At 33.4% G+C, this 14313-nt stretch carries 8 protein-coding genes; 3 read left to right on the top strand and 5 right to left on the bottom strand.

Annotated elements, in window-relative coordinates; genetic code table 11:
• Window positions 1-7 precede the first annotated feature (7 nt).
• The 5 genes from AC3VJB_RS03050 to AC3VJB_RS03030 all read right to left on the bottom strand — a co-directional run bounded on the left by AC3VJB_RS03050 (window position 8) and on the right by AC3VJB_RS03030 (window position 6116).
• Window positions 8-1225 carry a DUF4374 domain-containing protein gene (locus tag AC3VJB_RS03050; RefSeq protein WP_437824429.1) on the bottom strand — a complete coding sequence of 406 codons (1218 nt, stop codon included), beginning with the start codon at window positions 1223-1225 and terminating at the stop codon, window positions 8-10.
• Window positions 1226-1247: 22 nt separating this feature from the next.
• Window positions 1248-3536: a TonB-dependent receptor gene (locus AC3VJB_RS03045; protein WP_437824428.1), complete on the bottom strand. Its 2289-nt coding sequence runs from the start codon at window positions 3534-3536 to the stop codon at window positions 1248-1250.
• A gap of 101 nt (window positions 3537-3637) precedes the next feature.
• The gene (locus AC3VJB_RS03040) at window positions 3638-4552 is read right to left on the bottom strand and encodes a hypothetical protein (protein WP_437824426.1); all 915 of its coding nucleotides are present in this window, start codon (window positions 4550-4552) and stop codon (window positions 3638-3640) included.
• A 2-nt stretch (window positions 4553-4554) separates the two neighbouring features.
• Entirely contained in the window at window positions 4555-5037 is a 483-nt protein-coding gene (locus AC3VJB_RS03035) for a UCP032817 domain-containing protein (RefSeq protein ID WP_159611646.1), read from the bottom strand.
• Between the two features lie 731 nt (window positions 5038-5768).
• Window positions 5769-6116 (bottom strand): hypothetical protein, encoded by a 348-nt coding sequence (locus tag AC3VJB_RS03030; protein ID WP_156167047.1) that lies wholly within the window; start codon window positions 6114-6116, stop codon window positions 5769-5771.
• A 248-nt stretch (window positions 6117-6364) separates the two neighbouring features.
• On the opposite strand from AC3VJB_RS03030, the gene AC3VJB_RS03025 reads away from it, so the two are divergent.
• From AC3VJB_RS03025 to AC3VJB_RS03015, 3 genes are all read left to right on the top strand, one after another.
• A complete protein-coding gene (locus AC3VJB_RS03025) occupies window positions 6365-9340 on the top strand; it encodes a DEAD/DEAH box helicase (RefSeq protein ID WP_497666737.1) in 2976 nt (991 codons plus the stop codon).
• Between the two features lie 310 nt (window positions 9341-9650).
• Window positions 9651-12839 carry a LodA/GoxA family CTQ-dependent oxidase gene (locus AC3VJB_RS03020; RefSeq protein WP_497666736.1) on the top strand — a complete coding sequence of 1063 codons (3189 nt, stop codon included), beginning with the start codon at window positions 9651-9653 and terminating at the stop codon, window positions 12837-12839.
• Between the two features lie 8 nt (window positions 12840-12847).
• Window positions 12848-13984: an NAD(P)/FAD-dependent oxidoreductase gene (locus AC3VJB_RS03015; protein WP_389863238.1), complete on the top strand. Its 1137-nt coding sequence runs from the start codon at window positions 12848-12850 to the stop codon at window positions 13982-13984.
• The last annotated feature ends 329 nt before the right edge of the window (window positions 13985-14313 follow it).

The following is a 14313-nucleotide window of genomic DNA, read 5'->3' as shown; positions in this document are numbered from 1 at the left end:
GTGTATTCTATTCGTTATTAAAATCTTCAAGACCAGATATGTAACCTCCTGTAGACGTAAACATTTTACTAGATGTGTTTGAACTGGTGTCAAAACTAAACACAGCATTTTCATCATTCGTTGCTATTGTAAATAATAATTTTTGGTCTTTATAAGGAAGAATAATCATACTACGAGATCCATATGTGGTAGGAAGTCCTGGTACAGCCCCTAAACTCGACTTTTTTTGAACATCAATTTCAAAATATTTGAATTGAGGTTGCCCAGTTTGATACTCATAAAAATCATTTACCTCCTCTACTCTTGCTGTAAAGCTTCTTCCGTTAGGTGCATGATAAACTCCATAACATACATTTCCTGTTGCTTCTTGCATATTCATAAAATAATCTGGGTCAAAAGAAGTTTCTCCATTAGGTATTTTTAGCAAACCACTAGGGCTACTTCCACTACTCATTGTAGTTCCTAAACCTTGTACATAAATATCTCCATTAGTAGTTTTAACCATTCCTGCATTTGCTGCATGTCCGCCAAACACCATTCCTGTTCTTTTATCCGAAATTATTTTTTCTACCTTTTTCTCTTTTAAATCAATTACCGCTACATAAGCCCAATCGTTTACTGGAGCAAAATTTTTCTCATAATGTACTCCCATAAACAACTTTCCATCGCGTTCAATCATATCTGTATAATAGGTGCGCGTAGCTTCAGGAAATTTTTCTTTAATTAATGTTAAAGCTACTTCGTCTGTAATACGCATTGTAGTTGGATTGAAAATAATAAGTTTTGAAATTCCCCCTGCTACTGAAGCATACGCTACCTCCTTACTTTCAAAATAAAGGGCAGAAAAAGTATTTGCCCCAGGAACAACAATACGTTGATCTTCGACTGCATTTCCTTCTTCATTAAATGAATATTTTGCAAGGGTTGCAGGTGCGCCAAAAGGCAATGCATACAACTCTTTATTATAAGAAACGGTTCTTGTATTTCCTGTTAATTCTAAAGCCTTGTCATTTCCTATCGTTGAAAATTCTAAACTTGATTTTCCTTGAATATAAGAGGTCTGATTAGGAAATGCTCCACTTACTGTTGTAATCCCAAAATTAATAATTACTGGATCGGTTCCAACTGGTGAATTATCATCACTACTACACCCTATGAATGTAAAAACTAATACAAATGTGTAAAGTGATACTAAACTTATTTTTTTTAAGAATTGTGTTTTCATTTTTATTTATTGATGTTTATTTTTAATTTATAAATGTTCTAAGTGTTATATAAAATGCTCTTCCAGGACGTTGCACACTAAAGTTATCGAATACTTTTTCGTTAAATATATTGGTCGCTTCAGCAGTAACCGTCCATCTATTTTCCGGGTGAGAAAGAGTGATACCTAAATTTTGAGTAAATTGAGATGGAATGGTGTTTTTTAAATCTTTATTACCATCTACAGCCCAAAACAGATAAAATTCATTTACGTAGTTTGCAGACCACCATGCTGAAATATTATTTTTTGTGTGCAAGAAATTTTCTTTGTGGTAGCGTACTTCTGCATTTCCAAAAAAATAAGGAATGTTGGGTAGTCTTGCATTAAAATAACGATTGTCCACAGCCCCCGTAATATTTTTCGGTGAACGGTTTCGTAAATCTTGATAGGTAGCATTTGCTTTTATATCAAGAAAATCTACGGGACGATAACGCAGCTCCATATCAACCCCAAGCGTACGTGATTTTAGTAAATTTTGATATTGGGAATAAAACTGTGAGGTTCGCAACCAAATAACATTGTTTGTTCCTCGATAAAAAAGATTCGTATCCCAATTAACTTTCTTTGTTTTTAACTGGAAACCTAAATTAAAATTATGGCTTTGTTCTGGTTCTAAAAATGGATTGGATTTTATTAAAGTAAAATCTCCAAAAAGCTCCACTTCATCAGGAAGTCTCGTAGCATACTCGTAAGAAGACTTTACTAAAAAAGATTTTGTAAGATGGTAACGAAGCGATTGTAAAAATCCAAAATTAGATGTTTCTTGCTGGTTAGGAACAAAGTCAAGGTTTTTTATTTCATACCCATCTGCATCTAACCAAAAATGTTTTGCCGCTGTATAACTCGTTAAACTTTTTGAAAAACGGTGTTCATAAGCAATTCCTAAAGCGTTTTTAAAAAGCTGGGTTGGATTCTTAAAAAAATCTTCTCCATAAAACTCAGCCGCAATTGGATCTTCTCCTACTCTTCTAAACCAAGATGAAAAAAGATTCAACGTAAACTTTCCTTTTTCCCAAGGATAGTAGTTTAAATTAACTCGATTTAAAACATTTTGAGAGGTTAATTTTAAAGAATTTCGTGAGGCAGAAATTTCCCCACCATCTGTCCGTTTACGATATATTTTACCATCCCAAGTATAGGCATTCAAGGTAGTATCAATAAAATGTCCGCTGGTACGGTTATAACCACTATACCATTTTATGTTCATTTTCTTTAAAATATTCTTTTTTTCATATTCTAAAGAAGTCCCTATAGTCGATTCATTATAAGTAGCTTCTCCATAAGGTTGAGCCATAATAGCATTGTGCTGTATATCATCGTCAAGTCCTGAATAACGAGCACTAAGAACCAATCGATCTGCATACTTTTTATCTAAAACTCCTGCATAAACGTTTAAAAGATGGTTAGAATATTTATCATGAAAGCGTTTAACTCTTGCTGGCTTTGGATTTCCTTGTTCGTTTGGTATTTCAACATCTACTTTATAGCTATTGTCAGAGTGATTAAAAAATGAATTCACCCCAAACATCCATTGATTGTCTGAACTCATTAATTGCGCATTTACGCTCATTTTATGGCTATTAAACGATCCTGCTGAATAGGAAACATCTAAGTAATCTGAATATGATTTTCTAGGAATTATATTAACCGCTCCTCCAAGAGCATCTGCTCCTAAGTCTACAGGTACTACACCCTTATAAACTTCAATTTGTTCTATTAAGTTTGAAGGCAATACGTTTAACCCTAATCCCGCTCCAAAATATGATAAAGGAATTCCATCTAGAAAAAAGGGTACCGATTTTCCAGTCATCCCATTTACATAGATTCTTGCAGCACTACCAAAACCTCCTGTTTGTCGTACATTTACCCCTGAAATTTGTTTTACAATATCACTTGTATTAATGTTCCTCTCTCGAAACTTTTCCATTTGTAAAACTGACACGTTAGCAGTACTCTCTTTTAATCTTTGAGCTGTTGATTTTCCTTCAAGAGTTACCTCATTTAGCTGATTTTGCTCAGGCTTTAACTGAATAGTAAATTCTATATTCGTTTTTTCACCTGAAACATCTATAGTCTGGTAATTTGTTTTAAAACCTACATAAGATATTTTTAAGCTATATTTTCCTTTCGGAATCTTTTTAAATGTAAATTCTCCATCTTCATTGGTTACTGTACTTTTATTAAGTTCTTGTATTTGGAGATGAGACTGAAATAAAGGAATCCCTAAATTGTCGGTTACTATTCCTGAAACTTTTACTGTTTGCGAATACAAAAAACTACTTGTTAATAGGCTAAAAAATAGTATGCATATAACTTTTTTACTTCCTAATTTTTCAAGGTATAACATCTCTGATTTAAAATAATTTTTAGTCATTATAACCTTACTTGCTTTATCAGCCCTTCAGCTTCCATTTCTTTAAATATCTCTAATTCTTTTTTTGACAGGCTATTTTTAGTGAGTAATCCATCTGCTTTATCCCATAATTCTTTTGCTTCTGACGTAAGAGAAAAAGCTTCATCTGTATCTTTCTTCATGAGATAATTTAGTTCTGGTGATTTACTAACTAATAGTATTTCGTGATTTTTTATTAAGTGTATAGGTTTCTCTTCTAATAATGGCACTATTTCTCGTTCTTCATTGTAGAGTAAAAAAGTATTTCCTGTTGAAATTGAAAGCGATTTTGTTTCATTTGGATTCATTTCAAAAGCTTCCATTTCTGTTTTCATACAACCTTCAGAGTTGATAAAGCACCTTACTATTTTTACTGGAGTTTTCTCTTTTGAATGATTGTAAACCATTGCTATTTTTTCTTCTTTTTTTACATTGATTAATGAGATTTTTTCTACCCAAAAATGATCATCTAAGTGAGTTTTTGAGTACTTTATATTTCCATTATTATGCACCTCGGACACGAGAGTATATTTTCCTAGAGGAGCATTATCGGGAACGTTATATGTAAAATAATAATGGCGACCAGCTTGTATGTTTGTAAGAATTTCTACAAGCTTTTCACGTTTACAAGCTCCTTCTAAATATGAAGCCAACACTAAAAGCGGAGTGTTTTTGTTTAAATATTTTAATTTTTGTGGTACTACTTCCTTGTTTTTATTTTCTTCTGGAAAAGCAACAACATGATTTTCAAAAAGCATTGTTACATTACCTTTAGGATCTTTTACTCCTATTTTTACCAATGGACATAAGTGTTTATCTTTTAAGTGTACTGTATTAAAATTCCAATGTATAGTAATGGTTTTACCTTGAATGGTTCTTTTGGGAAAAATGCTCATCCTTATTTTTTCAATCTTTTAATATTTTCTTTGCTGTATTTTTGAGGATATACTTTAAACCATTTTACCATGGTTTCTTCACCTAAATAGTCGTAGGTTGTAGACAACAAAAATTCCAATTTCTTGAGGTACTCTTCTTTTGCTTCATCTGGTGCAATTCTCATAGCCTCACTTCTTTCATCTTTTTCTTTTTTAGTTGCAGGAAGATGATGAAAGTAAGGGGTGTTTAAGTATTCTTTACTAAACTTATGGTAAAGTGGTGTAAACAGTATAAGGTTGTGCCACATTTCATCTATAATTAATAAATCATCTGGAATGAAGACTCCTGGAATTTGACTTATATACAAAAACTTCAACGTTTCCATTAATATATCTTCAGCTTCAGTTTCTGTAACATCATACATATCTAAAAACCTAGATATTACATTTTCATCACTAAAAGTTAGGAGTTTATGTAATTGTTCTTCTGTAACTTTTCCTTCCATTATATTTAACTGTTTTTACTTTTTAAAAAGCGGTAGGAATTTATCCTACCGCTATAAATTTGCAGACTATAAAGTGTTAACACAGTGCCCACAATTACTACAATGTGTAGTTCCAGCTGCTTGCTTAGACTTATCAGCTAAAATTTCTGAAATCATTGATTCTTTGGTTTTCATAATTAAAAATTTTAAAGTTTGGCCTACTCTATTCAATAAGGTTTTCAGCATTCCCTTTGTTGCAACTTCTTTAATATTATGGTACATAAATCCAATAGAATTCCTAGGCTTTTCAAAATGAGACTTAGTCTTTTGAAAAACTGAAAGATTTCTGTAAAGATTCTTTTGAAATTTAAATTTTAGTAATAACCTATGCTCTAGTATATTTAGGTACTTTTCTTACTTCTTATATTATATCTAATGCCTATAACTGTTTAAAACCCTTAAAAACACGTAAAGACATCTAAGCTGCTATAATATATTTTAGATAAGATAATCCTGCATCTAAATATACTACGAGCTATTCCTTTAAACAATAAAGAAAATAGGTTATTAAAATAAAAACAAAGTGGTGGTAAGAGCTTTTAAGCTGGTATTTTCTCCTCTTTAAAACTGAGACATCACAACAACGTATCTCAGATTCATTACAAGTACTATTTAAGTCAATATTCTATAACTGCTCAAATACTTGAATAAAAAAACATTAATTAGAAAGATTGAATGTAAAATAAAAACTCTTACACTAAAAAAGGTGGAGGTCTAGAAAAAAGTTGCTCCGCAGTAATAGTACCTGAAATAATAAAATTATAATCTTTAATTACTTCCCTCAAAACAATATATTCATTGCTTTCTATTGAAAAGTCTAAAGTATCAGGAGTAACTAACGGAGTTAAATCACTTGCAACTGCATGATCACATATCGTACAGTGTGATGTATGGTCTTTATCGTCTGTATGAGATAGCACGTGCAACCCACCTACTTTCATTGATAGAAACAGGACAAGAAATAAATATGCAATGCTATTTTTTAAACGATTACTTTCCATTTGGTTACGAATATAATAAATTAAATTATATAAACACATTTTTTTTACTACTTAAATTTTATTACAAACTCTCGTAGTTAAACTAGCTATATTTATGGAAAATTATGCATAGTGTAAAGCAACATCTTAACAATAATTTTTAATTTACTGAAAACAAACCCACTATACTCTCTCTTATTTTTTCGTTAATAAAAAGCTAACAAAAACTATTTTTTCACACGTTGAATATAGTATTTTCGCACCCTTTCTTACAGAAAAAATCACATTTCAAGGGTACGAGAACAACTATGAACGACGAAAAAAACTGGTTACAATATTATAAAAACAGCTTATCTGATAGTGAAAACTTAGCTATTGACATTAGTAAAATAAAAAACCTTTTTCATCAAAAATCATCCGATTTAAGTAACGCACTCATCAACGCTAAACAAGCAAGTCAACTATTAGATGTTGAAGAACGTAGAATTAATCGGTTAAAAGGAATTACTAAAAAAGACAATCCTAAGTGGCATAAGGTAGAAGAAACTAAAATATTAATAGCACCTTTTCATTTAGTATATCAAACGGATAATACAAAATTTAAACAACGTACTATTCATCCTTTTTGGATTAGTGCTATTGTAAATCGTTCAGGACAATTATCTGCTCCAAAAGATGGCTTTCCTTTAATTGTTCGTAACTATCTAACACCTATGGCAGATGTTAAGAATGATTTTATCTTCTCTTCTATCGACACCGTTTTAGATGCCAAAGACCTAGACGCTCCCGATTTTGAAAATAGCGAAGAACCTATACCTTGGGATGAATACTGGAACTATATTAACGAAGTATTTTCTGCCATAACTTTTAGCAACCTATATCGTTATCAAGTAGAACGCTATACCACACAATATGAGCTTACTTATTTCGCATTAAGTTCTAAAATTTCTACGGCAAAAAGTATTCTATTTCTATACGAAAATCTACTTAAAAATACGGATGAGTTACCTGTACTCTCTAAAATCATCAATCCATATACTAGAGAACGACAAGAAGCCATTACCGATAACGGATTTTTAGTGTATAACCATTTGCATTTAGGACAAATGTCGAATAAGTTCCCACTTTCGGTTAGTCAGCGAAAAACATTACTATCGTATTTAGTAGCCGAAGAAAATGCAGTTACCGCTGTAAACGGACCTCCAGGAACTGGAAAAACTACCCTATTACAAAGTTTAGTGGCTACCGAGTTTGTAAAAGCCGCTATTAATGGTGAAGAAGCTCCTATAATTTTAGCCTGCTCAAACAACAACCAAGCAGTAACCAATATTATTGATAGTTTTATCAACTCTGAAAGTACTATGGGAGAATTAGCCAACCGTTGGATTCCTGATTTTAACGGATATGCAACCTACCTCCCATCCAGTTCAAAAAGTGATAAAAAACTGGCTAACATTAATTACTTAAAAGGGAATTTATTTGGTCATGAAGGAACACTTTGTAATCTGGAAAATGAAAAATATATCTCTGAAGCAGAATATTATTTTTTAACAAACTACTGTCAATATTTCAATACCCAAACAAATTCACTTGAAGATGTATGTAACCATCTACAAGAAGAAATTATAGGTATTCAAAATATTTTAGCTGATGGTGTTGATTTCTCCAGAAACTATATAAATGCTGTAAATTACATTAACAGTATACTTGTACACGAAGAGAATTTCATCGAAAAAAGTACGTTTAAAATCTCCAAACTACAGGAATGGAGAACTGTTTTAAACGATTTAAAAACATCGACAAAAGACACTGATTTTATTGATAAAGTAAAACACTATTTTATTGATGAAACTCAGTTTGAATCAAGAAATGCTGAACACATTTTTAAGGCTAACGCTGAAACACTGTTGGATGCTAAAAAAGTAGCAGCATATATAAAAGAATGTACAAACAATGTAAATCTGCTACTGCAATCACATTTAAGCCTAAAAAATTGGAAGTACGAAAATAATATCAAAGGATTTCCTTTTGTTTCAGAAGAACAAATGTGGGCGTATGAATATGAAAAAATAAACTCTAATGATGCAACACAGCGTTTCTTTTATGATGAATTAGATATTGATTTACGCCATAAAGCATTCTTATTAGCAACCCATTATTGGGAAGCGCGTTGGTTACTAGAAACCAGAGAAATGTTAGAGGAAAACACCGAAAAAGGAACAGGAGAATATGCTATTAAAGCAAAATGGAAACGAAGAGCTATGCTTACCCCTTGTTTTGTAGCTACTTTTTACACAGCTCCAAGTCACTTTTTATACAGTCAATTTCAAGGAGAAAACGAAAACGGAAAACCTATTTTTGAATACTTACCACTATACAACTTTTTGGATTTGTTAATTATTGATGAAGCTGGTCAGGTTACTCCAGAAGTAAGCATCCCTGTATTTTCATTAACTCAAAAAGCCTTTGTAGTAGGTGATTTACAACAAATTGAACCTATTTGGTCTATCCCTAAAAAAATTGACCAAGGAAACTTAACAAGTCTTGATATTATTGAAAATCAAAATGACACACATTTAGATGAGTTAGGTTTTTTAGCGTCTAGCGGAAGTATTATGAAAATGGCTCAAAATGCTTGCGAATTTGAAACACCATTACCCGCTAAAAAAGAACAAGGATTGGTTTTATTGGAACATAGACGATGTAATGATGAAATTATTAGTTTTTGTAACGAATTGGCATACGATGGTATTTTAAAACCTATGAAAGGAAAGGCGAAAGAAAATCAAGCATTTCCATCAATGATGGCATATCATATAGAAGGAGTTAGCGAACGCAAATACAACAGTCGTCAAAACATTAGCGAAGTAAAAGCTATTATTTCTTGGTTACAACAAAACAAAGAAACCATTCAAGAAGCATACGATGTAGACGCTATTGAAAGTGTTTTAGGAATTATTACTCCTTTTGCTAGTCAGAAAGGAGAATTATCAAAAGCCTTAACCGATGCGGGTTATAAAGTAAGCGACATTAAATTAGGTACTGTACACGCATTACAAGGTGCAGAACGAAACATTATCTTGTTCAGCTCCGTATATTCTAATGACGACGAAGGAACCTTGTTTTTTGAAAAAGACAACAAGCCTAACATGCTAAATGTAGCGGTTTCTAGAGCCAAAGAAAGCTTTATTCTTTTTGGAGACACTCGAATTTTTGATGAAACCAAAAACACGCCTTCAGGAATTTTAAAAAGACACTTAAACATTTATGAAATGGCTAACTAACTACATTTTTATACATTATATTTTATTAGTCTTGCCTATAACTTTTCTTTTTTTAGACCTTTTACCTACTTAAAATACGTCTGTAAAATTCTTAACTAAAAATTAATTTGAAGTATTATAATTTATATAATTCACTTCTAAATCTTCTTAAAAATACTTACTTCCCTTTAAAATATCAACTCCTATCCCATTACCCAATACCTTTAACTAATAACCAAAATCCTAACGCTTAAGAGTTTCTTAAAACAAACGCTAACTTATATTCCTTATTTTTAAAGGTATATAATGTCAAACTAAAACTAACCAAAAAATGACAAACCCCTCACAAAATCAATCTTCATCATGCTGGAACTGCGATGGAGACATTACCCAAGTTACACAACGTTTAAAAGAAATGTTTGTAGAAATGGGACAAAAAACACGCATTGAAAACGGACAACAACCTGCCGAGAGAGCTGTATTTAGAAAACAACACGGTATAGCCTACGGTCGTTTTGTAGTAAACAAAGACATCGAAGAAAAATTCAAAATCGGAATTTTTGCTGGTGATACTTACGAATGTGCTGTTCGTTTTTCAAGTGATACTGGACCAACTTCTCCCGATTTACATTCCACCTTAGGAGTCGGCTTGAAACTCTTTGGTGTGGAAGGTCCTAAATTGTTAGGAGACGGTACCAATACCGATTTTATCTTTCAAAACATCGACCGTTTTTTTGCACGTGATGCACAACAGATGTGTAGCTTTACCACTGCTGGTGTTATTGACCGCGATTATGATTCATACATAGCAAAGCACCCTGAATTAGCCAGTATTCTAAAAGCTATGACCAAAGAAGAAGCTAGTGTACTAAGTGCTAGCTATTGGGCAATTCTTCCTTTTAAATTAGGTGATTCACAAATTGTAAAATATCGTTTAGTTCCTGAAGACACTTATAAAGGAACTCCTTTTAACGATAACAATTACTTAGGTATCGATTTACAACAACGTTTGTTAACCAAAGAAGCGACCTTCCGTTTCGAAATACAATTACGTACTAACGATGCTACCATGCCATTAGATGATGCTCAGGTAGTTTGGAGTACAGAAGAAAGTCCGTATATCTGCATTGCTAAATTACACTTGCCTCAACAAGATGTAGCTAGTATTGGACAAGCCGAGTTTGGAAGCAACTTAGCGTTTAATATTTGGAGAACCTTACCGCAACACGAACCATTGGGGTCGATTGCACAAGCTAGAAAAGTGGTGTATGCGGCAAGTGCCGAAGCACGTCATCAAGCCAACGGACAGCAATTACAAGAACCTAAAGAAATCAATCCACAGTTTGAAGGTAACACCGATGAAAATAGTGACTGTATCGTAAAAGCAGGTATCTACCCTCCTATTGGGGTGATGCGTGTAGGAAATAGTGAAAACGAATACTTTATTGGTCCACTGGTTGACAATCCTGAACCACAAACCGATCCCTATGCATACAGAGATAAAACAGGAGCCTTAAAAAGACAAGCAGCACAATTTAGAATCTACGGATTCAATGCTGCTGGAAAAGCGGTAAAGGAATTAACGGCTGAAAATGCAAAAATTACATGGCATAGCCATTTAGCCAATCAAAAATCGTCTTGGTATCAGTTCAACATTGCCTTAGATATTCCTGAAGCTGCTGATATGCCTCCTTCTATGTTACGTAATATTGATGTAAAAGACCGTAACTCTTTATTAATTGATGGTGGCGCAAAATCTATTACCGGAGCCAATGTTACCAAAGGTCCTTTCTTTGAAGGGGAATTTCTTTCGAAAAAAGTGTACTTAGGTGAAATGCGTACGGATGAAAAAGGACGTCTAATCATGTTAGGTGGACACGGAAAATCGGAAAACATCAACGGCGATATTGCCATTACTTTTGCCAATAACGAAGGTTGGCACGATGATATTTCGGACGGACCTGTTACTGCGGAAGTAGAATACGAAGGAACAAAATTAAAAGTAGATCCAGCCTGGGTTATTTGTGCACCACCAGATTATGCACCAATGCAAAAATCGGTACGTACGATGTGGGATTTAATGCGTGATGTAGCTGTAAAATCTAAAATGTTGGTACGTCCTGTAAGACCATCGTTTACCAAAGATATATTACCAATTTTCCAACGTATGACTGATTTACAATGGGTAAATGCTGGTTTTGCTGGAGCTTTTGGTTTTGGCGGTCAGTTCAACTACACCACTAATGAGTGGATAAAACGATTAGGGAATCCGTCACCTGCCTATATGGAAATGCGTAGAACGATTTCTAACAACTTCCGTCGTTTTGACATATCAGGAGCAGAAGCACCTCAACTATGGCCTTGGTTGTATGGTGATGCAATTAGTATTCCTTCCACAGGCTCTGTACGTCAACATGCTACGTTATCTGATTTACAATTAGAATTTTTAGATCAATGGGTACAAGGTGATTTTGATGCTGATTATGTAGACATGACTGGATGTCCGCACGTACCTAAACCACCAACGATAGACGAACTTCCTGTTTCAGAACAACCAGATATGTTAACTAAAGCAGCTATGGAGTTTTGTTTAGCTGATGCTTTTCACCCTGGTTGTGAAATGACGTGGCCTATGCGTTCATCTGGAATGTACATGGCTCCTTTTAGAATTAAACATGCACCTAAAACACCGCCTGTTAATACTACGTATTATGGTCCAATGATGAATAACGATATATTACCATTGGCAAAAGGACCTATTTTAGGCGGACAAGTAGCTGGGGGAATTACTCGTTGGATGGCGATTCCTTGGCAAACAGATACCGCTAGTTGTAGAGATGGATACACTAGTGAATACGATCCATATTTACCTACGTTTTGGCCTGCTAGAGTACCAAATAACGTTTTAAATGAAGAACGTTATAAAGAAACAATGGATTCGAATTTATCTGAAGAAACCCGTATTCAAGCCTTTAATTTCCGTTCCGATTGGTTAGACAACCTTCCCTTAGATGGTGAAGCACCAACTTATACAAATCAAATTAATAGCATGATTAAGTATTTTGATAAATTAGCCGTGGTTCAAAAGCGTCCAGGAGTTCAGCATGATCCTAATTTCCCTGAAGAAATGCAGGTGGGGATTACTCCTACTCCAGAACAAGAGGCAACATTATTAAAAGCTACCATACAAGAATTACAAAGTGTTTTAACTGCTAAACATGCGTTAAAGAAAGGACTTCAAAATACAATAGATACAGCCGTAGAAAAACTATCACACGATAATTTATTAAACGAGCAATTTGTTTTGGAAGATGCTCAGCGTAGTTTATTAAGCTTAACGGAAGATGAACTAGAAAAAGACTTTAAAGCAACACCAAATGTTATTAAAACCATACATTTAATTGCTTCTAAGTTACATCATATGAAACAGTCTGATTCGCATCAAGAAGCAGCTCCTAAAAGAGTTGAAGTTGGTATTCCTGAGAAGATGACACGTTTTTCAAGATATATTCCTAAATAATATACGAATTGAAAGAATATAATAGTACTACTGACATACTAATTATAGGTGGTGGCATTGCAGGTTGCATTGCCGCCATTTCTTTAGTTAATTATTATAATGTTACATTGCTAGATAAACTAGTTGAACCTGTTGATAGAATTGGAGAATCACTAGCACCTGCTGCACAACGAATTTTAAAAGAGTTAGATTTATTAGAAAATGAATCGGAAGCCATAAAACAAACCATATTTCGTAATAATTTAGGAATGCAATCCTATTGGGGAAATAGTCAACTTCAAATTGTTGACCATATGAGGAACCCCGATGGATTCTCTAGAAGTTTAGACAGAAAGAACTTTGAAGTATATCTAAGAAAGATTGCTGCTAAAAGAGGAGTTAATTGTATTTGGGGAACACGCCTTTCTAATAGCTCTTATGAAAATAATTACTGGAAAGTAACCACAAAGTCTGATGACTTAAAAAACAGAACCACACATACTATTCAGGCAAAATTCGTAATTGACGCCACTGGTAGGCAATCTCATTTCACCAAAAGCTTAGGTATTCAACGTACACAGTACGATAAATTGATTTCTTGTTGGATGAGCTTACCTAATACCCAAGAAAATACCATGAGCACCATTGCTACTGATGATTTAGGTTGGTGGTATAGTGCTGTAGTTCCCGATAATAAAAGGGTCATCGCTTTTCAAACGGATCCTGATTTAGTGGATAGAAACACTTTTAAGCATGTAAATACATTTTTATCCTTTGCCAAAGAACACAAACTCATTCAGCCTTTAATTGAAGGTAACGAAACTACTGTTAACTTTCATGGTACGGTAAGTGCTAACTCTACTCGTTTAGAACAAGTAACAGGTAAACAATGGGTTGCTTTGGGTGATGCAGCTATGAGTTTTGATCCGCTTTCTTCTCAAGGAATGTTCAACGCTATGGCAAATGCAATGCAGCTTCAAAAACTACTTATTAAGTATGATTTTATTAAGGACTTGGACTCCACCAAGGAGGGAAAATTCAATATATTGTATGAAAATCAACTACAACAAGTTTGGAATCATTATCTAAAACATAAAAACTTTTTCTACAGTACTGAGACTAGATGGAAAGAAGCTACTTTTTGGAAAAGACGCAGTAACTATTAACTGTTGATTTCTTAATTTTAGAACCCAAAAAAAGACCGCTTCACTTTTAGAGTAAAGGTTTTTCTGCTAAGTTTTGATCCCTTATGTTATCATTTCTGTAAAAGTTAACTAATTCGTTGACATTTTTGGTTAAAAATATTAGAAGCCACACCATTTAAACTTTGGTGTGGTCTTTATTGATTATAGTAATAAATATATTATAATATTTTTTCTTTTAAATATTCTTTTGATTCAAAATAAGTTCCATGAATTAAATCTTCCTCAATGGTTCTCCATAATCGTTCAATTTTCCATTGATTTGTGGTCTATAAAGCCTTATATATCGATGT

This window comes from Tenacibaculum sp. TB-53 (assembly GCF_059716285.2).
Note: the sequence above shows the minus strand (reverse complement) of the source record. Positions and strands in the feature narration are given on the sequence as shown.